Genomic DNA, 22,592 nt, shown 5'->3' on the forward strand with positions numbered 1-22,592 from the left:
ACACTCGCGGCTGCGCCGCGTCGCATCGAGCGCTGACAGCAGGGACGGGCCAAACCCTCTCAGGGCCTCGTAAGACTCGGCGCCGCCGTGGTTGCGTTGGGTTTCGGGGTTATGTGAACCGCTCAGGGCCTCGTGAGACTCGGCACTGCCGTGGTTGTGCTGGGTTTCGGGGTTATGTGAACCGCTCAGGGTCTCGTGAGACTCGGCACTGCCGTGGTTGTGCTGGGTTCCGGGGTTATGTGAACCGCTCAGGGCCTCGTGAGACGCGGCACTGCCGTGGTTGCGTCCGGTTCCGGGGTTGTGCGGACCGCTTAGGGCGGTAGGACTCGGCGCCGCCGCCGTCCCCTTCGGTTTCGGGGGTATGCGGCTCCCCAAGGGTGTCGTGCCTCGGCGTTGCCGTGGTCGGGGATCGGTTTCGGGGGTGATGTGAACCTCCGTCGGCGTCGTACCTCGGCGCCGCCGTGGTCCGGTCCGGTTTCGGGGCTATGTGCCCCGCTTGCCTCGCTGGCTCGGTGTCGCCGCGGTTGCGTGGGACGGGCTGGGGGCCTATGCCGCTCGGTGCTTGCAGGTGGGGCGTTCGGGCCGTGAGTGTAGATCCGGCGGGTCGCGGCTTCGAATGCCCGCCGGACGATTCAGGGCTGGAGCGGCGGTTACTGCGCGCCGTGCCCTGGGGGTACTTGTTCGGCGGGGAGCGGGGGTTCGGGTGGGGTGCCGTCGCCGAAGGGGCGGCCGCCCAGGGCTTCGCGGCCGTGGGGGGTGAGCCAGTTCGACAGGTCGGGGCCCTTGGGGACGACTTGGGTGGGGTTTATGTCGGTGTGGACCTTGTAGTAGTGGTCCTTGATCTGGGCGAAGTCGATCGTGTCGCCGAAGCCCGGAGTTTGGAAGAGATCGCGGGCGTAGGCCCACAGCACCGGCATCTCGGTGAGTTTGCTGCGGTTGCATTTGAAGTGGCCGTGGTAGACCGGGTCGAAGCGGGCCAGGGTGGTGAACAGCCGGACGTCGGCCTCGGTGATCGTGTCGCCGACCAGGTAGCGCTGCCCGGACAGGCGCTCGCTCAGCCAATCCAGGGCGGTGAACAGGCGATCGTAGGCGGCCTCGTAGGCATCCTGGGCGCCGGCGAAACCGCAGCGGTACACCCCGTTGTTCACCTCGCGGAAAACCCGGGCGTTCACCTCGTCGATCTCGTCGCGCAGCGGTTCGGGGTAGAGCTCGGGGGCGCCGGCGCGGTGGTGCGCGGTCCACTCCAGCGAGAAGTCGAGGGTGATCTGGGCGTAGTCGTTCGTCACGACCTGCCCGGTCGGCACATCCACTATCGCGGGCACCGTGATACCGCGTGGATAGCCGGGGAACCGGGCCAGGTAGGCGTCGCGCAGCCGCGGGATCCGCAGCACCGGGTCGATGCCGCCGGGGTCGAGGTCGAAGGTCCAGCTGAGCTTGTCGTGGGTGGGGCCACACAGGCCGAGCGAGATCGCCGATTCGAGGCCGAGCAGGCGGCGCACGATCAGTGTCCGGTTGGCCCACGGACAGGCGCGGGCCGCGACGAGCCGGTAGCGGCCGGGTTCCACCGGATAACCGTCGCGTCCGTCGGCGGTGATCCGGGTGGTGATGTAGTTGGTGTCGCGTTTGAATTCGCCCGGTTCCACATAGCTGCCCTGTTCCGTTTCGGTCATGTCTCCAGTCTTGCAGGGCCGGGCCATAAGCTGGCCGCATGAGCGCTACCAAACCCACTCGACTGGAACGTTCGGTGACCGACGGCGGGGCCGAAATCGCGACACTGACGCTGGCGGCACCGCCGCTCAACCTCTTCGACAAGGCGATGTTCGACGCGCTGACCCAGGATCTGGCCGAACTCTCCGCGCAACCGCCGCGGGCCCTGCTCATCCGGGCCGAGGGAAAAGTGGTCTCCGGTGGGGTGGACGTGCATACGTTCGACGGCCTGACCGCCGAGCAGGGCGGCGGGCTGTGGCAGGACCTGTTCGACCGGATCAGCCATCCGATCGAGGCACTGCCCTGCCCGGTGATCTTCGCCGCGCACGCGCTCACCCTCACCGCCGCCTTCGAGATCGCGCTGGCCTGCGATCTGATCCTGGCCGCGCCGAAGGCGAAGTTCGGTCTGGTGGAGATCGTGGTCGGGCTCACCCCCTCGATGGGCGGGCCGCAGCGGCTGGCCGAACGGGCCGGATCGGGCCGGGCGCGCGAACTGGTGATGACCGGCGATCTGTACGACGCGGCCACCATGCGCGAATGGGGTGTGGTCAACCAGATCCATGAGGATGTGGATGCCGCGGCGGTGGCGCTCACCCACCGGCTGGCCGAGGGGCCGACCCGGGCGCACGCCGCGACCAAACGGATCGTCGAGGCGTGGCGTTCCGGTGGCGTCGCGCATGCGGATTCGGTGACCCCGCAGGTCTCCGGCGAGTTGTTCGATACCGAGGACCTGCCACGAGCGGTGCGCAGTTTCCTCGAGGTGGGCCCGGGTAAGGCCACCTACCGCGGTCGCTGAGTTGCGAGAAAGTTGCCGGGAAAAAACTTCCATATCTCGATTCCGCCGGATTCGCCGACTCGGCACCCATTTCTGTGATCTGGGTCATATAGTCACAGGTGCCTGACTGTTCGACTGCGCGGAGGTCCGATGCAAGCCGGTACGACCACGACCATCGGGTCTGCAGCCTGTTCTGCTCCGCGCCCGGACCAGACGACCCGGGGCTACCGTGGTGCCGGCCGGGACTCCGGTGACGGGAGGGCCGCACTCGTGGAGTTCCATATCGCCGATCACGGTTCGGCTGCCCCGCTGTCGCGGGGCGCGGACGGCATCCTGCGCTACGGCAACCTGAGCCCCGCCCTGACCGAACTGCTCGACCTGCAGGTCCACGCGTTCGCCAACCGGGAGGCCGTGGTCGAGGTGGGGGTCGGCAGGCTCACCTACCGGGAGCTCTGGCATTCGGCCTCGCGGGTGGCCGGCGGTTTGCAGGAACACGGAATCGGCTACGGCGACCGGGTCGCGGTGCATATGCCGCCCGGCGTGCGCTGGGTCCGGGCATTCCTGGGCGCGCTGCTCAGCGGGGCGGTGCCGGTGCTGGTGCATCACGCGCTACCGGGCGACCTGGCCGACCGGGTGATCGCCGACGCCGACGCCGATTTCGTCCTGGGTTCGGCGCAGCGCGGGTGTGGCGCGACGCGGGGTGGCGGGCAGTGGTCCACCGATCTGCCCGACGGCGCCGCGTTCATCGACGACGGCGCCGCGCTCAACGATCTGGCGTTGCTCTGCTACACCGACGGGGCCGCTACCGGCGAGACCCCCACCGGTGTCGAACTGACCAACGAGAATTTGCTGTCGGCCATTCGGTCGATGGTGGCGGCGCTGGATCTGCCCACCGACGGTATGCGCAATCTCGTACTGCAACCGCTGGCATACGCCAGCGGTTGTGTGGATCAACTGCTGCCGACCTTCGCGGTCGGCGGCACCGTGGTGCTGGCCCACGGTGACGCCGGGGTCACCCGGGCCATCGCCACCGAAGAGGTCGATACGGTGGCGGCGAACGCGCGCCTGCTGGCCGGTCTGCTACCGGAGCTGGCGGTGAGCCGCGCGGCCGGCCTGCCGACCGAGCGGGTGGTGCGGATCAGCACGGCCGATCAGCGCCCGGGTGCCGCCGCGGTACCGGGCGTCGCGCAGGAGTTGTGCGAGGTCTTCCCGTCGGCGCGGCAGTGGTCGGTCTGGGGGGCCACCGAAACCAGCGGCATCGGCCTCGCGGTCGGGCCCACGGCCGGCCCGGCCGAGGGGGTGGACGGTACTGTCCTGGGCCTTCCGTTCGGTGGTACCGAACTGGCGCTGTACGGGCCGCGCGCCGCGTCCGGCCAGGGTGAGCTGCTGTGCCGCGGCCCGAATGTGTCCCGGCGGTACTGGAAGGATCCGCAGCGCACCGCGGACCGGTTCACCGGCACCTGGTTCCACACCGGCGATCAGGTGAGTATCGGCCGCGACGGGCTGGTCCGCCGCAGCGCGTGAACCCGGGCGACCGGCCGTCGAGGTGTGCACTCGCGAAATCGGTGCTCGCGCTGTGAGCCGGTGGCCGGCCGCGCTGTGGTCGGCCGGGGCCCTATCGCTGTGCACACCGGCTCCAGCCGTCGGCAGTGTCCGGTGATCAGGCGACCAGACGCTCGCGCAGTCGCTCCCGCAGGTCCGGTGTGATGCCGACGGCACGCAGGTAGGAGTCGAAATCGCCGTGCAGTTCCACTCCGGCGTCCAGGCCCGCGCGCAAGTATTCCTCGCGCACCTCGAGGACCGCCTGCGGCAGGTCGGCGCCGAACTCGTCTTTGAGAGAGGTACGCAGCTCGGCGACGGCGTGATTGCTCAGCAGGTAATCGGTGAAGATCTCGGTCTCGGGCACCCCGACCGCCCGCAGCAGGGTGGCCACCGTCCAGCCGGTGCGGTCCTTACCGGCCGCGCAGTGCACGAGGACGGCGCCGCGGTCGGCGACGATGGCCTCGGCGAGGCTCCGGATGGCCGTATGGGCTTCCGGGCGGGCCGGGAAGTTGCGGTACACATCCATCATGTAGGCCAGGGCCGCGCCGGGGGGGGGCGGGCCGGCCCCCCCCCCCCCCGGGGGGGGGGGGGGGGCCCGGCCCGGGGGGGACCGGGGGGTGGGGGGGTGCCGGCCCCGTGCTCGACGGGGGTGTTGCGCTTTTCGATCCGCGGGGGCCGCCGGTCGGCGCCGGCGCGTTCGATTTCGCGGTGGCCGCGTAGATCGTGCACGGCACCGACCCCGAGCTCGCGCAGGGTCGTATGGCCGGTGTCGTCGAGTCGGCTGAGCTGGGCCGAGCGCAGGAGGACTCCGGGCCGGACGGTCCCGCCGCCCTGGACGGCCAAGCCGCCGAGATCCCGGAAATTGAAGGTGCCGCTGATTCGGAGATGATCGGCGAGGGGGGAGCTGGTCACCGCATCAGGCTAACCGGCCGGGTCGGGCCGGCGGTGTGTGATGGCGCACAGCGGTGCGGGATGGCCCGAGCGTCGTCGTAGACTTGCCGATGGCCTGTGCCCGGGCGGCACCAGGCCGGGCCGGGATCGCGGGCGCACGGGTCCCGGTGTGAAATGCCGCGGTTGCGGAGGGGTCACAAAACGGGCTTCGGGTACGAGTTTCCCCGTGTAACTGTTCTCAAACCCCGAAAACGTTTCTAATATTGAGTTGACGGATTGGTTGGGCCACTGTTTCCCGACCTGGCCCACCGATCCGGCCGGCAGCTTCGGTGTCGGTGTTATCGGTACCGGAGCGTGCGAGTAGTTTGCCGAGGGAGCTTGCGTTGGGCGTACGTGGAGAAATAGCGGAGGGCCGGATGCGGTCGGCCGTACGTGAAGCGGTCGACAACGCCGACGCGGTGCTGGATATCACCGGTCTGCGGGCTCTTCGAGTATTGCTGCACGCGGGGATCAGCGCCTATTGGCCGCTGGTGAAGTCCCGGCCGGTGCAGCAGATCCATGCTTACGAGAAAACCGTGCAGACGCTGTGCCAGCACTGGGATTCGCGGGCCGATTACGCACCCGATCCGGTGATCTCGGAACGGCAGCGCCGGCAGCAGCGGCACGTGGTGGAGTGGCTGGAGCTGTGCGCCGAGCGGTCCGGAACGCGCTGGATCGAACCGGTCGATTCGGTGGCCGGGTATGTGATCACGGTGGTCCAGGGCTCGGTGCTGCGGTGGCTGGCCGACTGTGACGACGAGGCGATTCTGGTCGCCTTCGACGATCTGGTGTCGAATCTGGTCACCCGGGCGATCGATAACTGACCCCGGAAAGCTGGACGTATGACCAGTCCGGTGGTTGAGTGGGCGGGGTGAGCGCGCCTTCGCCCATCGCCCTGGAAGCGGCCACCGCCGATCTCGACCCGCCACTGGCCGCCGTGGATCTCCCGGTCCTGCGCGCCAATGCCGCCGACCTGGTGCGCCGGGCCGGCGGGCGGCCGATCCGTGTCGCGAGTAAATCGGTGCGCTGCCGGGCGGTCCTCGCCGAGATGCTCGGGTCCGGACTCACGGCCGCCGGCGGTTTCGCCGGCATCATGGCGTATTCCCTGGCCGAGGCGATCTGGCTGGTGCGCTGCGGAGCCCGCGATGTCCTGCTCGGCTACCCGAGTGCCGATCGCGCGGCACTCGCCGAACTCGGCGGCGACCCGGTCCTCCTCGACGCGATCACCCTCATGGTCGACGACAGTGCCCAGCTCGGCCTCGTCCGCGCCGCCATGGGCAACGCCCGGGTCGCGCCCCGGATCTGCCTCGATGTGGACGCCTCCCTGCGGATCGGGCCGGTCCACCTGGGGGTACGCCGCTCACCGGTGCGTACCCCGGAACAGGCCGCGGAACTGGCCCGGCAGGCACGCGCGGGCGGATTCCGGGTGGTGGGCCTGATGACCTACGAGGCGCAGATCGCCGGGCTGCCGGATTCCTCGCCCGCGGTGCGGCTGGTGAAGAAGGTGTCGGCCCGCGAGATCGAGCGGCGCCGCGCCGCGGTACTGGCGGCGGTGGTCGCGGTGGCCGGTGAGCTGGAGATCGTCAACAGCGGGGGTACCGGGTCGGTCGAGCTCAGTGCGGCGGCCGCCGGTGTCACCGAAATCACCGCGGGCTCAGGGCTTTACGTGCCGACGTTATTCGACGACTACCGCAGTTTCCGGCCCCGGCCGGCGCTGTATTTCGCATTGCCCGTATTGCGCCGCCCCGCTCCTGATATCGCCACGGTTTTCGCCGGCGGATATATCGCGTCGGGCCCGGCCGGGGCGAGCCGCGTGCCGAAACCGGTGTGGCCCAAGGGTTTGCGCATGCTCGGTACCGAGGGGGCGGGGGAAGTGCAGACGCCCCTGTCCGGCGCCGCCGGATGTGCGATCGGCGACCGGGTGTGGTTCCGCCATGCCAAGGCGGGTGAGCTGTGCGAACGGTTCGATCGGTTATGGCTCGTGGAGGGTGACGGTTCGCGGGTGGCGGTGCCCACCTATCGTGGTGAAGGGAAATGCTTCGGGTAATTCCGTGTCCGATATTCGGCGATTGTGTGGATTATCGGAAATTACCGGTATATTCGCCGCGTTCGGCATTCCCGAGGAGCACAAGTTTTCGTTTTCTCTCCGGCCGGTCACAGCTGGATGAAAGAGGCGAGTGCGGACAATTCGCCGAGTGTGCCCGGAAGATATTCGGTGAGCAGCGGGGAGCGGACGATTATCGCGCGGCGGCGGGCCCGGCAGAGCGCATCGTGTACCAGCGCGGGCGACAGCAGTGCACCGACCGGGCCGGGCGCATCCTCCGGGCTGGAGGTCGCGGGCGATACCAGCACCACGGCGGCCTCCCGGCCGCGGAAGAGTTCGGGAGTGCCGACCAGTACTTCGTCGATCCGGGCCCGGGACAACAACATCCGGATCCGGCTCACCTGAGCGCGGTACGGCGAGACGACGACGATATCGTGCGGTTGCAGCTGCCGGACCGCCGCACCGTCGAACCAGTTGCGGCCGAGCAGATCGCGGATCTGCTGCAGCACCTCCCGGGCTTCGGCCGCGGCGGAGGTCGTATTGCCGTGATGTTCGACCAGGACAGTGCTGATACCGGGCTCGAGGGTCGCCTCCGGATGCGGCGGCACGGGCGCGGCGCGTAGCCGGTCGGCGAAATAGCGGTGGGACACCGGATCGCTGACGCGGGGGTGGATGCGCCGGGTGAAGCCGAGGAAAATGCCGTGGTCCGGGGGGAGGGTGCGCCGGTCACTGGTGAGCCAGGTGAGGGCCGGGGTATCCACCGGTTCGGGATGCGGGCCGGAGGTACGGTCGTGCCGGTCGGTGGGGTCGCCGGTGAGCAGCAGGTTGCGGGCACTCACCGCGACCGCCGCGGCTGCCGCGAGCGGGAAGGCGTTCGCATCGGCGACCACCAGCAGATCCAGTGCGCCCCGGGGCACCCGGGCCGGGTCGGTGAAATCCTCCGGGCCGCCGCCCAGGACGCAACCGCGGATGGCGTTCGACAGGAAACGGGCGTAGCGGGCGCTGTCGAGCACGAGCCATTCGGGTGCCACCGCCGCGGCATCGCTTTTCGCGACCAGCTCCGGTAATACCCCGGCCCGCACGATCGCGTCGAGCAGGTTCTCGACCGGGGCGGCGCCGGGCGCGACGATACCGATCCGCCAGTTGTCCCGGGTCACCAGTGTGGCCAGCACTTCGGCCAGGATGGCCGTCCGCCCGGTACCGGTCGGCCCCTGGACGGCGAGATACGAGTGGTCCAGCGCGCGTAGTGCCGCGAGGATCTCGGCTACCGGGCCGCCGGCCGCGCACTCGGAACCTGGAATGGCGGGTGCGGTCGCTTCGGGCTGTTGCGGGACCGATTCCGGATCGCTCATGGTTCCGGCTGTTCCGCCGGGCAGGTCGGCCGGCCACCCCGCGGGTCCGGGCCCCGGCGGTGCAGATCTGCTGTCGTGCGCCCGGTCGTTCACCCGGCGGGGCGGGCGGCGGGCCAGCAGGTCGAAGACCGGGGTTGCGGGGAGCGCGGGCAGAGTCATGAGCAAGTGCTCACCGATCTCCTCCAAGGCGTCTGTCGCGGTATCGGGCGGAGCGGGTAGCGCCGGTGCCAGGGCGACCGGTAGTTCGTCGTGCGCGACGGCGCCGGGTGCCAGAGTTTCCTGGACCCGCACCGTATCGGTGAGGTCGTCGTCCATCGAGCAGCCCAGGACCGTGGCCGGGTCGACGGTGCGGACGGCCCGGTGCGCGCGCTGCCCCGGTTCGTACACCACGTACACCGGGGCGCCGGGTGCGAGACCGGATCCGGTGAGGCGGCCGCGCAGGCGCAGGAAACGGCGGACCGTATCGCCCGGGCCGATATGCCATTGTGTTTCGACCGCGCACGAATCGGCCACCATCACCCCGTGGGCCGGCCGCCATTCGGGCAGCGGATGGGTGAGCCGGTCGATATGGGCCCACCAGGCGGTCTGTTGTTCGCGGCGGTGGTAGCCCAGCAGGGCCGCGGTGAGTGCGGCCACCCGGTGCGGATCTGCCGGGTGGCTCGGGGCCGGCGCTGCCGCGGGGGCCTCCGTGCGCGCCGCGTACTCGGCGAGCGCGGCTTCGGTGGACGAGGAGCGCACCGGTGGTGTATCGCGCAGCAGCCGGTCCAGTGCGCCCGTGCTTCCGCCGTCGCGTGGTGCGGCGGTTCCCCTGGCTTCCTTACGCATTCGGTCGGCGAGCCACAGTACGGTGCGGCCGCCGACCGGGCCGGGATGGCCGAGGACCGGCGCGACCTCGTCCAGGGCATAGGACCGGCCGCCGAGTACGAACGCGCCGCGCACGATCGGATACAGATCCACCAGGGTGCCGGTGCGCAGCAGTGCGTCCACGGTCTCCTCACCGGAACCGAGGTGTCCGCCGGTGTGCAGCAGCAGGGTTCGCGCGGCCGCGGTGTAGTGGTAGATATGCAGTCCGGGGTCGGCGAGCAGCGGTTCGGTGAGTGCGGCGAGCAGATCGGCGAAGGCGCGTCGGGCTCCCTCGCGCAGGACAGTACGGCGCCGGGGGGTGAGTTGGTCGTGTTCGAGGGGTAATTCGCAGGTGAGCCGGGTGGTTTCGCGGGAGGCCACCACGACTCGGAGCCGATCCGGGGCCACCCGGTGGGTGTGCAGCGCCAGATCGCCCGGGGTGGCGGCCGGCAGCATGTCCAGGGCGGCCGGATCGGCCGGCACCCATTCGCCGCGGCCGGAATGTTCCTGGCGCAACTGCACGACGGCCTGGGCGCGTAACCGGGTCAGGATCCGCGCGGGCACCTCCGGCGGGGTCGCGGTGGCGGTGGTGAGCCGGTCGATGGTGTGGATACCGGCCGCGCGCAACCCGGATCGGGTGGCCCGATCCATTCCGGCGACCAGCAGAAGATCGCGGGCTTCGGCGCAGGCGGTCGTGCACGCGGTGCAGCGGCCGCAGGCGCGGAAGCGCGGGTCGCCCCACTGTACCGGCAGGAGTTCGGCCGAATGTTCGTCCAGGATCCGCCGCATCCGCCGTTGCGCCGCCCGATAGACCGGCTGGGCGTCGGACAGGACGGCGGTGTGGGTTTCGGTGCCGGCGTAGATGTGCAGCACCGGATCCACCGGTACGGACAGTGATTCGAGGAACGCGGCAGCGCCGGCGAGCCGCAGCGCGGTGGCGACCACCTGCGCCGGACCGGGCGCGGCGCCGTGCAGGCGCAGACCCCGTGCTGTCGTGGTGATCAGGTCGGCGTGGGTGAAGAAATCGCCGTCGAAGAACACCGCGCCCAGGATCGCGGGCGCCGCGTCGCGTACCGCGGTGACCGAAGCGGTATGCGCGGCGCCGAGGGCACCGAGTGGATCGGCCGGATCACCCGCGGGGAGTGGCGCCACCACGCGGGTGCCGGGCCGCGCTCGCGCGGCGGCGTGCTGCCGCGCGAATTCCACGTGCCGGGAATCGCTTTCCGGTGGAACGGTGCAGTCGTCGAAACCGGTTGTGCTGGAAGAGATTCCGCTTTCGACGGCGGTGGCGGTGCCGAGTTCGGCGTCGAGCGCGCGCAGCAGCGCGAATTCACAGCGCGCTCCGCGCTCCAGATCCGTGGCGCCGCACACCACCCGATCACCGACAACGAACACCCACGGCCCTCCTGCGCACCAGCGATACCCCCGGCGTGCACGCACACCGGACGCGGCCCACTGTAACCACCGCCTCCGGCCCGGCGGGCGGGACCGTGGATTCTACGAACGCGGTTTGCGCCGGTCCTGGCGTTTGGGTCCGTCGCGGCGCGGGCCCCGGCCGATCGGCCGATGCCCGGGCGGGCCCTGGTCGAGCTGCAACTGGATGAGCACACCGCTGATCCGGGTGCTTCGCAGCGCCTCCAGAGTCCCCGGCGGCAATTGCGCGGGAAGCTCCACGAGGCTGTGATCCGGGCGGATGCTGATATGCCCGAAATCGCTGCGCCGCAGGCCGCCTTCGTTGGCGATCGCGCCGACGATCGCGCCCGGCACCACCCGATGCCGTTTACCGACACTGATCCGGTAGGTGGCCAGTTCGGCGCCGGTGGCGCGATGCCGGCCCGGGCCGCGGTCGTCGAACCCGCCGTCGTCGAACTGGCGCGGGGCGCGTTCGCGGCGCGGCCGCTCCACCGGTTCCGGTTCGGGTTCGAGGAAGAAACTCTCCCCGTCGTGCGCGGCGACCGCCAGCGCCGCGGCGATATCGGCCAGCGGCGTGTTGTGTTCCTGTTCGTAGTCCTCGATGAGTTTGCGGAACAGCGCCAGATTGTCCGAGCTGAGGTTCTCGGTGATGGCGTCGCCGAATTTCGCGACCCGCTGCGCGTTCACATCGTCCACGCTGGGCAGTTGCATTTCGGTGAGCGGATGGCGGGTGGCGCGTTCGATGGATTTCAGCAGATGCCGTTCCCGCGGCGCGACGAACAGCAGGGCCTCACCGCTGCGCCCGGCGCGTCCGGTGCGGCCGATCCGGTGCACATAGGACTCGGTGTCGTGCGGGATGTCGTAGTTCACCACATGCGAGATCCGGTCGACATCGAGACCGCGGGCCGCGACATCGGTGGCGACCAGGATGTCGAGGGTGCCCGCCTTCAGCTGCCCGATGGTGCGTTCGCGCTGGGCCTGGGCGATATCGCCGTTGATCGCGGCGGCCGAGAACCCGCGGGCGCGCAACTTCTCGGCCAGTTCCTCGGTGGCCTGTTTGGTGCGCACGAAGATGATCATGGCCTCGAAAGCCTCGACCTCAAGGATCCGGGTGAGCGCGTCGAGTTTGCGCTGATGGGAGACCAGCACCCAGCGCTGAGTGATATTGGTGGCGGTACTCGTCTTGGATTTGACCGTGATCTCGACCGGTTCCCGCAGATACTGTTTGGAGATCTTGCGGATCGCGGCGGGCATGGTGGCGGAGAACAGCGCCACCTGCTTGTCGGCCGGGGTGTCGGCGAGGATGCGTTCGACATCCTCCTGGAACCCCATCTTCAGCATTTCGTCGGCCTCGTCGAGCACCAGGTAGCGCAGCTGGGACAGATCCAGCGTGCCCTTCTCCAAGTGGTCGATCACCCGGCCGGGGGTACCCACCACGACCTGCGCGCCCCGGCGCAGACCCGAGAGCTGCACCCCGTAGCTCTGCCCGCCGTAGATCGGCAGCACATGGGTGCCCGGCATATGGGTGGCGTAACGGCCGAATGCCTCGGCGACCTGGATCGCGAGCTCGCGGGTCGGCGCCAGCACCAGCGCGGCGGGTTGTTTACCGGTGGGCCGGTCGTGCAGCAGGCCCATCAGGATCGGGATGGCGAAGGCCGCCGTCTTACCGGTACCGGTCTGCGCGAGCCCCACCACGTCCGCGCCGGTGAGCAGCGGCGGGATGGTCGCGGCCTGGATGGGCGAGGGGGACTCGTAGCCGACGTCGGCGATGGCCGAGAGAATCCGGTCATCGATCCCGAGATCGGCGAAGGACGGCCCGGCGGTTTCGGGTTCGGTATCGTTCACGTCCTCGCCGAGGCTGCCGTCGCCCTGATTGGTGCTCATTGACCAGGAGTTTACCGGGACCGCCTGGTTGTCCGGCCCACCGGGCCATACGGTGTCTGCATGGATGCCACCGACAGGCCGCGCGCGGACGCACCGGCTCTCGCCGTGGTGCAGTTCGCGCCGCATACCGATATCGACGCCAACCTCGCGGCGCTCACCGAACATGTGCGGTCGGCGGCCGCGCGGGGCGCGCGGATCGTGATCGCCCCCGAGTACTCGATGTTCGCGCTGGGCCGCTTGGACGAGCGGATCCACGCCGCCGCCCAGCCCCTCGACGGCCCGTTCGTCACCGCGCTGGGCCGGCTCGCGGCCGAGACCGGGGTGTATCTGGTGGCCGGGGCCGTCGAAACCACCAGCCCCGACGACGGCCGGATCTACAACACGCTGGTCGTGCTCGGGCCCGACGGTACGCTGCGCACCCACTACCGCAAGGTGCATCTCTACGACGCCTTCGGCCAGACGGAATCGGAGATCGTCCGGCCCGGGCCGCTCACCGAGCCGCCGCTGTTCACCGCCGACGGACTGACGTTCGGCCTGCAGACCTGCTTCGACCTGCGTTTCCCGGAGGGATTCCGGCGGCTCGCCGCGGCCGGTGCGGAGGTCGTCCTGTTGCCGGCGCAGTGGATCCCCGGCCCCGGAAAGATCGACCAATGGACCACCCTGCTGCGGGCACGCGCCATCGAGAACACCGTCTACCTCGCGGCGGCCGATCAGTGCGGGCCGCGCGGCGCGGGATCCTCGATGGTCGTCGACCCGGCCGGCCGGGTACTGAGCGAATTGGCCGATGAACCGGGGATCGCCCTTGCCCGGCTGGAACCCGAGGTGCTGCAGAAGGTGCGCCGGAGCAACCCGAGCCTGTCACTGCGCCGGTTCGATATCGCGATTCCCTAGCCGCTCGCAGCCCTCCGCCGGCGGCGCGCCCCTTGCCGGCCGCGGCCGGCGGCGAGGTCTCCCAGGACGTTGTCTCAGCGAGTTGCATGGGCACAGTCGACGGTGCACGCCCGCGGCGCGGGAAGCGGGTAGCGTCGGAAGGTAATGCTCTATGCAGATCGCCTGTCCGCCGGACGCGCGCTGGGAAGCGAGTTGACGCACCTGCGTGCGGTGGACACGCCCGGCCCGCTGGTGCTGGGGCTGCCGCGGGGTGGTGTGCCGGTGGCGGCGGCGGTGCGCGAGGCGATCGGCGGGGATCTCGACATTCTGCTGGTCCGCAAGCTGGGGGTGCCCTGGCAGCCGGAACTGGCGGCGGGGGCGATCGGGGAGCACGGGGTGCGGGTGATCAACTCCGACGTCGTGCGCCAGACCGGGCTGGATACCAGGCGCTTGGACGCGATCGAGGCGGAGGAACGCGAAGAACTGGCACGGCGCAGCGCGATCTGGCGGGGTGATCACCCGCCGATACCGCTGCGCGACCGCACCGTGGTGCTCGTCGACGACGGTATCGCCACGGGCGCGTCGATGGTCGTTGCCTGCCGCGTCGCGCGGGCGCAGGACCCGCGCAGGCTCGTGGTGGCGATACCGGTCGCGGCGCCGGAGGCCTTACCGCGGCTGCGCGCCGAAGCCGACGAGGTGGTGTGCCCGCACGCACCGGCGGCCTTGGCCGGGGTGGGCGGTGCCTACCGCGATTTCCATCAGCTCGCCGATGCCGAGGTGAGCCGGTTGCTCCGGCTGCGCGTAGTCACCGACCCGGGCGGTGAGAATCCGCAGATGCTCCAGACCGCTGCCGAGCGTGCGCTCGATGGCGGTCAGCCGGGCCGCGTAGTGGCTCACGGGGTATTCGGAGGTGACCCCGATACCGCCGTGCATCTGGATCGCTTCCTGCCCGATATGCCGTGCCGAACGGCCTACCTGCAGCCGCGCCCGGGAAGCGATCACCGCGTCGCCGGGAGAATCGACCAGGGCAGCGGTGAGGTAGTAGCTCATACTGCGAGCCAGTTCCAGCGAGACGTACATATTCGCGGCGCGCTGGGTCAGCGTCTGGAACTTCGACAGCGTCACCCCGAACTGTTTACGGGTCTTGAGGTACTCGGTGGTGAGCCGCAGCGCTTCCTCCATCGCCCCGATCGACTCCGCGCACAGTCCCGCCTGGGCCTGGACGAGTACCTCGTCCACGGTGGCGGCGGCATCCTCGACCGTGCCCAGTAGTTCCGCGGGAGCCCCGGCGAATTCCACCTGTGCCCCGCGCAGGCTGTCGACCGTCGCGTACGGGGCCCGGGTGACGCCGGTGGCCTCCGCCGCGACCAGGAACAATCCCAGGCCGCCGCCGGGCAGCTTCGCGCTGACCACCAGTTCGTCGGCACAGTCGCCGTGCGGTACCGGGTTCTTCACGCCGGTCAGCGTGTAGCCGTCGCCCTGGGCGGTGGCGGTGGTCTCGATCGTGTGATTGGGCCAGCGGGTACCGGGTTCACCGTGGGCGAAGGCGAGCAGTTTCGACCCGGCCGCGACCTCGGGCAGGATCCGCTGCCGCTGATCGGCGGTACCGATCGCGCTGATCAGACCGCCCGGCACCAGCACCGCGTCCAGGAGCGGTTCCGGGGCCAGCCGCCGGCCGAACTCCTCGAGTACGAGCATGGTCTCCACCGGGCCCGCGTCCATCCCGCCGTCTTTTTCGGCGAAACTCAACCCGAGCACACCCAGCTCGGCGAGCTGTCCCCAGACCTCGCGGCTCCAGCCGAGATCGGTCGCGGTGACGGCGAGGCGCTTTTCCGGGTCGTAGTGGCGATTGAGCAGGTCACGCACCGTATCGCGGAGCATGACCTGTTCGTCGGTGAGATCGAAATCCATAACCTGACCTCACAATCCGAGGATCGAGGAGGCGATGATGGTGCGCTGCACCTCGCTGGAACCTCCGTAGATGGTTGTTTTGCGGTAGTTGAGGTAGCTGGGCCCGGTGCGCTGTGCCCACTCCGGCGAGGCGATATCCCCGGCGCCGACGGGCAGGGCGTCCGGTCCGGCGATATCGAGCAGCAGTTCGGTGGCCGCCTGCTGCAGCTCCGATCCGCGCATCTTCAGCACCGAGGAGGCCGGGTTGGGTTTGCCCTCGCTCGACTGCGACACCACCCGCAGCTGGGTGAGTTCCAGGGCCAGCAGTTCGTTCTCCAGTTCGGCGATCCGCGCCGCGAACAGCGGATCCTCGAGCAGGGTGCCCGAACCCGACTTGGTGGCCGCGGCGTATTCCTTGGCCACCCCGATCTTCACCTTGGTGCGGCCGACGGCGGTGATCCCGGTGCGTTCGTTGCCGAGCAGGAACTTGGCGTAGGTCCAGCCCATGTTCTCCTCGCCGACCAGCTGATCGGCGGGTACCCGCACATTCTCGAAGAAGACCTCGTTGACCTCGTAGCCGCCGTCGATGAGTTTGATCGGGCGGATGGTGACGCCGGGGGTCTTCACGTCGAAGAGCAGCATGGAGATCCCGGCCTGCTTCTTCGGGGCGTTGGGGTCGGTGCGGACCAGGCAGAAGATCCAGTCGGCCCACTGCGCCAGCGTGGTCCAGATCTTCTGGCCGTTGACGATGTAGGAGTCGCCGTCGCGGACCGCGGTGGTGCGCAGCGACGCGAGGTCGGAGCCCGCGTCGGGTTCGGAGAAGCCCTGGCACCACCAGATGTCGAGGTTGGCGGTGGCCGGCAGGAACCGCTGCTTGAGCTCCTCGGAGCCGAACTGGGCGATGACCGGGCCGATCATGGTGGCATTGAAGGTCAGCGGGTCGGGCACGCTGGCCAGCTGCATCTCGTCCTGCCAGATATGCCGCTGCATGGGGGTCCAGTCCTTACCGCCCCATTCCACCGGCCAGTTCGGCACGGCCAGGCCGTGCTCGTTGAGGATCCGGTGCGCCGTCACGATGTCCTCGCGGGACAGCTCGCGACCGTACTTCACACGTTCACGGATCTCGGCGGGGATCGCGGTGGTGTAGATCTTCCGCAGCTCGTCGCGGAAGGCGACCTCGTCGGGAGACAGAGTTAATTTCATACACATCTCCAAATATGTCTCGATTGTCCCGCATCGAATTTACACCCACGCCCAATCGTGCCGCGTCGAGTGCATCACATGCACCACGCGAATGCCGCCCGTAATCCCAGCCCGAGAGCAGAGTGTGACCGGGCGGTGTCCCCGCAAGGCTGGTACCTTGCAGCGGTGGGCGGGGGATGGCCGGCGGGTCCGGCATGCCATCGCCGCGAGCGGAAATAGGGAGTTCAGCAGTGCACAAGAGAATCGTCGCGCGTACCGCGGCCACGGCGGCCGCCCTGGGTATCGGCGCCGCGCTCACCTTCACCACGCCGGCCGCCGCCGCACCCGAACCCGAACCCCCCACGCCCGGCGAAGCCGCGCTGACCACCCTCACCGAGCAGACCGCCGGCGATCCCTCGGCCCGCCCCGGCGTGGACGCCCTGCGCAGCTACCACGACATCGTGGCCGCGAGCGAGATCAGCGATATCAGCCTCTACGCGCCCTTCGTCTACGCGGCCCCGACCTTCGGCTGCGGAGACAACGGCCTGATCACCACGACCTTCGCGGCCGCCACCGCCAACGGCCCGAGTATCAACCTGCACGGCGCCCCCGGCACGCTCACCTTCCACGCCACGCCCCGCCACTCCGGTATTCCGCAGGCCTCGGGCCTGGTGGTCGCGTGGATCAATATCAACAACGGCCGCGCGGGCCTGGACATGCTCAGCGATGTCACCGAGTTCGGTACCGCGTCGCTGTCGCGGACCGTGGACAGCGGGCCGGGCACGGTGCTCGCCTCGATGTGGGGCACCGTCAACTACCCCGGTGCCCTCTGCGTGATGACGCCCACCGTCGGGCTGTTCTCCGTCCCCGACGCCCCGCCCGCCCCGGTTCCCGACGCGGCCACGCCGCAGCAGGCTCCCGCCCCCGGTCAGCCGGGCGCACCGGTCCCGGCTCCCGCGCCGGCTCCGGAAGCCCCGCCCGCTCCCGCGCCCGCGCCGCCGGCCACCGCCTAGCTTTCGCCGCTGCCATCGGCGGACGGTTCGTTTGCCAGAATTCGATCATGGGGTTCTTCGAGGGTGCCCGCGGCCGGTTGCACTATCGCGATCGGCCGGTCGAGGGGGCCGTGGCCGTGCTGGCGCTTCTCCCCGGTTCGGGTCAGCACAGTGGGCACTATCACGAGTTCGCGCGCCGGCTGAACGCCGCGGGCATCGCGATGTGCGCGCTGGACACCGCCGGCCAGGGGCTCAGCGAGGGATCGGTCGATCGGCCCGCCCGCCTGCCCGATCTGGTCGACGACGCGGTGCGTTTCGTTGCCGAGGTGCGCACGGGCGTCCCGGATCTGCCCCTGACCCTCATGGGACATTCACTGGGTGCCGTCACGGCGCTGGCCGCGCTCGGCGCCGCCCGTCCGGTGCCCGCCGCGGCGGGCGGGCGCAGCGCGCCGAAATCCACCGAGTATCCGGTGGATGCGGTGCTGGATGAGCGAGACCTGGCAGGTCTGGTGTTGTGCGGGACCCCGGCGCGGGTGCTCGGCGGTACCCCGGCCGCAGGTCCGCGCCTGCCGCGCACCCTGCTGGTCCACGGCGCCGACGACCGGCGGGCACCGATCGAGCCCGTGCGCGCATGGGCGTCGCGGCATGCCGTGCACCTGCGCGAATACGCCGACGCCGGGCACGATCTGCTGCACGAGCGCGTGCGCGGCCGGGTCACGGCGGATATCGTGGCGTGGACGCAGGAGATCGTCGCGGGGCCGGCGCGGCGAGGATGAGAGCCGCTGGGCGACAGCGGAAAAGGAAGGGGGTCCGGTGATGCAGCCGAATACGATCGCCGCGCTCGGCGCTGCCGTCGAAGACGGGCAACTGTGGATCGATGGCGTGCTGGTCGCTGAGGGGGCGCCGGAGCGGTGCGCACTGCGCTACGAGCAACTCGCCGATCAGGTGGACGCGCAGATCGAAACCCTCGCCGGGGCGCGCGTTCTGCCCGGTTTCGGTGGTTTCGCCTCCGGTGCGGACCTGCGCGGCGGGTTCGAGGGCAAGGCCGGTGACGCGATCGAGGCCTTGCGCAACTACGCCGGGGCCGCCCGGCAATTGGCGCATACCTTCCGGACCGCCGCGGCGGCCTATCAGCAGGCCGATTCCGAGGTGGCGGCGGCGCTCGGCGCGGCCACGGCCGGAGCGAGCGGAGTGGCCGGTGCGTGAACTACCGCGGACCGGGCTGCGCGGCGCCCACAACCGGGTCGACCCCGACTACGCGCCGACGGTCGAAGTATTCGACAACCTCACCCACGAGCAGATCCACGCCGGAGTAGCGTTGCTGGACCCGGCGGCGCTGCAGACCGGCGGCCAGCTGTGGCAATCCGCTGCCACCGGGCTCACCGATGCCGTGGCCCAGGCTCATACCGAGATCCGCGGCGCCATCGCCGACGGCTGGCGCGGTGCCGCCGCGGGGCTGGCCGGGGCCGCGGTCCGGGATTTCGAGGCCGCGGGCCGGCAGCTCGCCGATGTCCTGGCCACGGTCGGGCAGCGGCTGGGGCAGGCGGGGGACGCCGCGGAAACGCTGCGTGCCGGTATCGGCGCGCCGTCCGGCGCCACCCCCGACCTTCCGGCCGCACTGCTGGATCCGCATGCGGCGACGGGAAATATCGCCGCCCAGCAGGTGGCCGAGGGCGAACGCGCCGATGCGGTCCGGGTGATGGAGAGCGTCTACACCGGCGCCTTCATTCCGACCGGCGCGCAAGTGCCGGCCTTCCCCGAGCTGCCCGGTGCGGTGCCCGGGGAGTCCGCTGTCGCGGCCGCGTGCCCAGCCCCGGCGGTGTCCACATCCGGCGCGGATACGCCGGTGGGACAAGAGCTTTCGTCTGCAGCGCCGGACTCTCCGGCGCTGCCGGAAGGCGGACCGGGTGCGGCGGAGCCCACCGCGGCCCCCGAATCGGCCGGGCAGGTTGCCGGCGTCAGCGCCGGAGATCCCGCTCCCGTGGCGCCGGATACGCCGGCTCCGGCAGTAGAACCGCAAGCCACCACCGCTGCCGGCGCCCATCAGGCCCCTCCGCTGCCTGCGGCCCCTGCGGCGGCGGCCATCGGTGGCCAGCCCGTCGCCCCGGCGACCGCGCCGGGGGCGCCGCTGTTCGCCGTACCCGTCCGCCCGTCCGCATCCGGCGGCGACAGTGAGCGTAACCGTGAAGAGCAACAGCGTAATCCGGGCGGTGAAGCGATCACCGGGATGGGCGCCGGTGCGATCGGCGGCATGATGGGTGGCGTGATGGCCGCCGATACCGTGCGCTCGGGCTCCCCGGTAGCGCCGGTTCGCGCCGAACGGACCACCGCCGAGGACGACGAACTGCATTACGGCGATGCGGAACTCACCTACCTGGAACCGGCCGGGCCGGGCGGGCAACTGATCGGTGCCCTGGACCCGACCACCCCGCCGGTTCTGGGCGAGTGGACCGAAGCGGAGTGAACTGGATCCTCACCCCGGACCAGCTCGCGCTGGCCTGGGAACGCACCGTCGGTGACCGAATTCCCTATCCGCTGGCGGTGCGGCTGTCCGCCCGCGACTCCGCCGAACGCACGGCCCAGTTGCCCGCGCTGCGGGACTGGTGCGACAGCACACTCGACGCCGATCTGGAAGCCGCGCTGCGGGTGCTGGCCGCACCCGAGGTGAGTGTGGCCGGCTACGGGCAGGACGGGGCCGGTAGCCCCAGCGCCCGCATACTGGGCGCCTCCGCGGGAGGAATCGGCGTGGTCGCCACCCAGCGGCCGGGGAGCGCGCCGGACCGCGGCGCCGAGATCCGGATTCAGGCGGGCGCGGCCACCTCGCTTTCGGTGCGGGTGATCGCCGCGCTGCCGGGCGCGCCGGCCGGTACCGGGAGCCGGTTACGCGCGCGGCGCGCGGAAGTCGTACAGGACAGCCGCGATCGGGTGACGGTGCCGGTCTCCGGTCCCACCGTGGCGACCCGGATCCGGCAGCGGCTGAAACAGCCGCGCGACGGTATCGGGCAGCTGGTCGTCTCGGTGCACCGCCCGGCCCGGACCGATCCGTTCGGAGTGCTCTGCTGGATCGATATCGCGGGCGACGGCCGCTATGCGATCCATACCGGCACCATGGTCGATATCGCGGCCGTGGATGCCGAGCGGTTCACGAATTCCCTGCGCCCCATGGTGACCGGTGCGCAGCGGGCGATGGCCGGCGCCGAGGTCTGAGCGTACGGCCGGACCGCCGAGCAGGCCGGTCAGCCGCCGAATTGTGGCGGGACGGCGGGAAGGATGGTGATCGGTGCGACCGGGGGCGTGGTGTGCGGTGCGGTGGTCTCCTCGGCTGCCGAGGGGTTCGTATAGGGCTGCGGCTGCCCGGTTTCCGGACTCGGTGCGGACGGCGTGCGCGTGGTGCGTGCCGGCTCGGTGCCCGGCAGCGGCTGCTCGTCCAGTGGTGCTTCGGGCTCCGCGGGTGCTTCGGTGGTGGGTAGTTCGGAGGTGGTGGTGGGTGCCGGCGCCACGGGCGGCTCGGCCGGCGGGGCCGTTTCGGTGCTGGAGACCGGCGGGACAGGGGATTCGCTGTAGGCCGGCGCGATCTCGGGCGCCGGCTGCGAACTGGTGGCCGGCTCCTGCTCCGGGGAGGGGGTGGCCGAGAGGGTGGCGCGCCGCCCGGTGGTCTCCTCGCTGTCCGGCGATTCGCCGGTCGTCCGCGGGCTCGTCGACGCGGCGGCCGACGAGGTGACCGAGATCTGGTACTCGGGTGGGAGTGTGCGGCGCGGTCCCGGGTCGGGCGCGATCCGCCAGCTGGGCGACGGCGGAATCACCACCTGGGCGATCGTGGTGGCGGTGGGGTCGGAGTAGCCGGCCGGTTCCACGGCCTGCGGGCCCGAGTGGATCGGGGGTGGCGGCACGTAGGTGTCTTCCTGACCGATCCCGCAGGCACCGATGAAAACCAGCCCGAGGGATACCGCTCCGGCAGCGGCCAAGGGGCCGGCGACCTTCGTTTTGCTGTCCATCGGTGACGCTCCTGTGATAAGTCAGTGGCCTCACCTTAATCGAGGGTGACTGCCGGAACCAGCCCAACCCGTGGCGATTCCGCAGGTTACCGGCGTGTAGGGCGTGGTCCGGCCGGTAAATTCAGGTATCGAATTGATATCGGCCGCGTGTCGCGGGCTTGTGTTGCGTAACAATCGTCGGGTTGTAGCCTTAGCGTATGTTGCAGAAGTGACGCATGGGGCGCCGGAGTTCTCATGTTGTCGATGCACTGCAGTGGGTAGGCGCTACGTGATTTATGGATCGGCGCCATCGAGGAGTAGATGATGGGAGACCAGACCACCACCGACCTGCCCGGCGTGGCGGAGGAATCCGATACGCGGGCGGCGGACAGCGAACCGGTGGTGACCGGTTCGTCCGGTTCCGGGTCGACGGTGGGGAGAGTGCTCGGCTGGCTGGTATTCGCCGGGGGGCTCGGAGCGGCGGTCTACGGAATCGCCACGCTGCACGTCGTGATCAGTGTCGTCGGTCTCATCCTCGCCTGTACCGCGGGTCTGACGCTGCTCAAGTTGCGCGCGGACGGGACGGGCCCCGAACCCGAAGTCGGTATCGCCGGCTAGATCGGCCGCGCGATCCGCCGGCCGTGCCGTATCCCCGACGTATCCCCGACGAAGCGGCTGTCACCTCGCCGTAGCCTCTTGCCGGGGCCTCCAAGCCTCGTCGCCACCCCGCGCTGCGCACTCAGTGGGACAGGTGTCCGATCAGCATTACAGCCTGCTGGGTCTGCGAATCGGTGGATTCGTCATGCGGCCGAGGGCCGTCGTTTCCCGGTAATCGGCCGATTGCCCGGTCCGGCCGTCGCCGGTACCTCGGGCCCAGGCCGGCCGGATCAGGAGGCAAGTAGAAATGATCGAAGCCGGCTCTGCGGTCGGCGAATCCGGCGAATCTCGGCACGAACATGGCCGCCGATGTGACCTATCCCCTGCAGGCCTGGGGAGTTACTGAGGGTTTGCCGCCGGAACGGCGGGGCGTGCGAGGGGCGCCCCCCCGGTACGCGCCGGCGGATACTTCGTCCCCGGCACGATGACCGTATCGGCGGCGGCGAGCGCATCGGGGCCCGCCTCGGCGACCAGCGAGTATCCGGAGGTCGACCGGACCGGCCCCGGCCGGAGCGCGCCGGTCACCCCCTCGTAGAG

At 70.3% G+C, this 22,592-nt stretch carries 19 protein-coding genes and 2 pseudogenes; 12 read left to right on the top strand and 9 right to left on the bottom strand.

Annotated elements, in window-relative coordinates; all coding sequences use genetic code 11:
* Positions 1–650: 650 nt before the first annotated feature.
* On the bottom strand, positions 651–1,670 hold the full coding sequence (locus QH276_RS15970) for a glutathione S-transferase family protein (protein ID WP_280401249.1): 1,020 nt from the start codon (positions 1,668–1,670) through the stop codon (positions 651–653).
* A 38-nt stretch (positions 1,671–1,708) separates the two neighbouring features.
* On the opposite strand from QH276_RS15970, the gene QH276_RS15975 reads away from it, so the two are divergent.
* Positions 1,709–2,503 carry an enoyl-CoA hydratase/isomerase family protein gene (locus QH276_RS15975; protein ID WP_280401248.1) on the top strand — a complete coding sequence of 265 codons (795 nt, stop codon included), beginning with the start codon at positions 1,709–1,711 and terminating at the stop codon, positions 2,501–2,503.
* Between the two features lie 249 nt (positions 2,504–2,752).
* The gene (locus QH276_RS15980; protein ID WP_280401247.1) at positions 2,753–4,006 is read left to right on the top strand and encodes a class I adenylate-forming enzyme family protein; all 1,254 of its coding nucleotides are present in this window, start codon (positions 2,753–2,755) and stop codon (positions 4,004–4,006) included.
* Between the two features lie 136 nt (positions 4,007–4,142).
* Here QH276_RS15980 and QH276_RS15985 read toward each other — a convergent pair whose 3' ends face one another.
* Positions 4,143–4,553 carry a tyrosine-protein phosphatase gene (locus tag QH276_RS15985; RefSeq protein ID WP_280406792.1) on the bottom strand — a complete coding sequence of 137 codons (411 nt, stop codon included), beginning with the start codon at positions 4,551–4,553 and terminating at the stop codon, positions 4,143–4,145.
* The gene (locus QH276_RS15990; protein WP_280406793.1) at positions 4,550–4,936 is read right to left on the bottom strand and encodes a tyrosine-protein phosphatase; all 387 of its coding nucleotides are present in this window, start codon (positions 4,934–4,936) and stop codon (positions 4,550–4,552) included. The genes QH276_RS15985 and QH276_RS15990 overlap by 4 nt, the downstream gene beginning before the upstream one ends.
* 362 nt (positions 4,937–5,298) lie before the next feature.
* Here QH276_RS15990 and QH276_RS15995 point away from each other — a divergent pair, with 362 nt between their 5' ends.
* Both QH276_RS15995 and QH276_RS16000 read left to right on the top strand, forming a co-directional pair.
* Positions 5,299–5,778 (top strand): TetR family transcriptional regulator, encoded by a 480-nt coding sequence (locus QH276_RS15995; RefSeq protein WP_280401245.1) that lies wholly within the window; start codon positions 5,299–5,301, stop codon positions 5,776–5,778.
* Positions 5,779–5,816: 38 nt separating this feature from the next.
* On the top strand, positions 5,817–7,001 hold the full coding sequence (locus QH276_RS16000; RefSeq protein WP_280401244.1) for an alanine racemase: 1,185 nt from the start codon (positions 5,817–5,819) through the stop codon (positions 6,999–7,001).
* 107 nt (positions 7,002–7,108) lie between these two features.
* Here QH276_RS16000 and QH276_RS16005 read toward each other — a convergent pair whose 3' ends face one another.
* Positions 7,109–10,588: an AAA domain-containing protein gene (locus QH276_RS16005; RefSeq protein WP_280401243.1), complete on the bottom strand. Its 3,480-nt coding sequence runs from the start codon at positions 10,586–10,588 to the stop codon at positions 7,109–7,111.
* A 102-nt stretch (positions 10,589–10,690) separates the two neighbouring features.
* Positions 10,691–12,490 carry a DEAD/DEAH box helicase gene (locus QH276_RS16010; protein ID WP_432278707.1) on the bottom strand — a complete coding sequence of 600 codons (1,800 nt, stop codon included), beginning with the start codon at positions 12,488–12,490 and terminating at the stop codon, positions 10,691–10,693.
* 60 nt (positions 12,491–12,550) lie between these two features.
* Here QH276_RS16010 and QH276_RS16015 point away from each other — a divergent pair, with 60 nt between their 5' ends.
* Both QH276_RS16015 and QH276_RS16020 read left to right on the top strand, forming a co-directional pair.
* On the top strand, positions 12,551–13,381 hold the full coding sequence (locus tag QH276_RS16015; RefSeq protein ID WP_280401242.1) for a carbon-nitrogen hydrolase family protein: 831 nt from the start codon (positions 12,551–12,553) through the stop codon (positions 13,379–13,381).
* 144 nt (positions 13,382–13,525) lie between these two features.
* Positions 13,526–14,008: pseudogene (locus QH276_RS16020) on the top strand (phosphoribosyltransferase); the annotation flags it as partial.
* Between the two features lie 18 nt (positions 14,009–14,026).
* On the opposite strand, the gene QH276_RS16025 reads toward QH276_RS16020, so the two are convergent.
* Together QH276_RS16025 and QH276_RS16030 are read right to left on the bottom strand one after the other, a co-directional pair.
* Entirely contained in the window at positions 14,027–15,271 is a 1,245-nt protein-coding gene (locus tag QH276_RS16025) for an acyl-CoA dehydrogenase family protein (protein WP_280406794.1), read from the bottom strand.
* A 9-nt stretch (positions 15,272–15,280) separates the two neighbouring features.
* On the bottom strand, positions 15,281–16,453 hold the full coding sequence (locus QH276_RS16030; RefSeq protein WP_280401239.1) for an acyl-CoA dehydrogenase family protein: 1,173 nt from the start codon (positions 16,451–16,453) through the stop codon (positions 15,281–15,283).
* Positions 16,454–16,683: 230 nt separating this feature from the next.
* On the opposite strand from QH276_RS16030, the gene QH276_RS16035 reads away from it, so the two are divergent.
* Genes QH276_RS16035 through QH276_RS16055 form a run of 5 tightly spaced genes read left to right on the top strand, consistent with a single transcriptional unit; the run spans position 16,684 to position 20,631 of the window.
* Positions 16,684–17,445, top strand: coding sequence for a hypothetical protein (locus QH276_RS16035; RefSeq protein WP_280401238.1), 762 nt, complete (start codon positions 16,684–16,686; stop codon positions 17,443–17,445).
* A gap of 47 nt (positions 17,446–17,492) precedes the next feature.
* Positions 17,493–18,200, top strand: a complete 708-nt coding sequence (locus QH276_RS16040; RefSeq protein ID WP_280401237.1) for an alpha/beta hydrolase — start codon at positions 17,493–17,495, stop codon at positions 18,198–18,200.
* A 40-nt stretch (positions 18,201–18,240) separates the two neighbouring features.
* A complete protein-coding gene (locus QH276_RS16045; RefSeq protein WP_280401250.1) occupies positions 18,241–18,630 on the top strand; it encodes a type VII secretion target in 390 nt (129 codons plus the stop codon).
* Entirely contained in the window at positions 18,623–19,888 is a 1,266-nt protein-coding gene (locus tag QH276_RS16050; RefSeq protein ID WP_280401236.1) for a PPE domain-containing protein, read from the top strand. Before QH276_RS16045 ends, QH276_RS16050 begins: the two co-directional genes overlap by 8 nt.
* Entirely contained in the window at positions 19,870–20,631 is a 762-nt protein-coding gene (locus QH276_RS16055) for an ESX secretion-associated protein EspG (protein WP_280401235.1), read from the top strand. Before QH276_RS16050 ends, QH276_RS16055 begins: the two co-directional genes overlap by 19 nt.
* 29 nt (positions 20,632–20,660) lie before the next feature.
* Here the strand turns inward: QH276_RS16055 and QH276_RS16060 are convergent, their stop codons facing one another.
* On the bottom strand, positions 20,661–21,419 hold the full coding sequence (locus tag QH276_RS16060; protein WP_280401234.1) for a hypothetical protein: 759 nt from the start codon (positions 21,417–21,419) through the stop codon (positions 20,661–20,663).
* Positions 21,420–21,719: 300 nt separating this feature from the next.
* On the opposite strand from QH276_RS16060, the gene QH276_RS16065 reads away from it, so the two are divergent.
* The gene (locus QH276_RS16065) at positions 21,720–22,016 is read left to right on the top strand and encodes a hypothetical protein (RefSeq protein ID WP_280401233.1); all 297 of its coding nucleotides are present in this window, start codon (positions 21,720–21,722) and stop codon (positions 22,014–22,016) included.
* A gap of 378 nt (positions 22,017–22,394) precedes the next feature.
* On the opposite strand, the pseudogene QH276_RS16070 reads toward QH276_RS16065, so the two are convergent.
* A pseudogene (locus QH276_RS16070) lies at positions 22,395–22,592 on the bottom strand (AraC family transcriptional regulator); the annotation flags it as partial.

Origin of the sequence: Nocardia carnea (genome assembly GCF_029869215.1) — a bacterium.
GTDB classification, from domain to species: Bacteria; Actinomycetota; Actinomycetes; order Mycobacteriales; family Mycobacteriaceae; genus Nocardia; species Nocardia carnea_B.

Bases quoted from the DNA above. Each gene is read 5' to 3' on its own strand.
- QH276_RS15970 (WP_280401249.1), bottom strand. From the start codon at position 1,670: ATGACCGAAACGGAACAGGGCAGCTATGTGGAACCGGGCGAATTCAAA.
- QH276_RS15975 (WP_280401248.1), top strand. From the start codon at position 1,709: ATGAGCGCTACCAAACCCACTCGACTGGAACGTTCGGTGACCGACGGC.
- QH276_RS15985 (WP_280406792.1), bottom strand. From the start codon at position 4,553: ATGATGGATGTGTACCGCAACTTCCCGGCCCGCCCGGAAGCCCATACG.
- QH276_RS16010 (WP_432278707.1), bottom strand. From the start codon at position 12,490: ATGAGCACCAATCAGGGCGACGGCAGCCTCGGCGAGGACGTGAACGAT.
- QH276_RS16015 (WP_280401242.1), top strand. From the start codon at position 12,551: ATGGATGCCACCGACAGGCCGCGCGCGGACGCACCGGCTCTCGCCGTG.
- QH276_RS16025 (WP_280406794.1), bottom strand. From the start codon at position 15,271: ATGGATTTCGATCTCACCGACGAACAGGTCATGCTCCGCGATACGGTG.
- QH276_RS16030 (WP_280401239.1), bottom strand. From the start codon at position 16,453: ATGAAATTAACTCTGTCTCCCGACGAGGTCGCCTTCCGCGACGAGCTG.
- QH276_RS16040 (WP_280401237.1), top strand. From the start codon at position 17,493: ATGGGGTTCTTCGAGGGTGCCCGCGGCCGGTTGCACTATCGCGATCGG.
- QH276_RS16045 (WP_280401250.1), top strand. From the start codon at position 18,241: ATGCAGCCGAATACGATCGCCGCGCTCGGCGCTGCCGTCGAAGACGGG.
- QH276_RS16060 (WP_280401234.1), bottom strand. From the start codon at position 21,419: ATGGACAGCAAAACGAAGGTCGCCGGCCCCTTGGCCGCTGCCGGAGCG.
- QH276_RS16065 (WP_280401233.1), top strand. From the start codon at position 21,720: ATGATGGGAGACCAGACCACCACCGACCTGCCCGGCGTGGCGGAGGAA.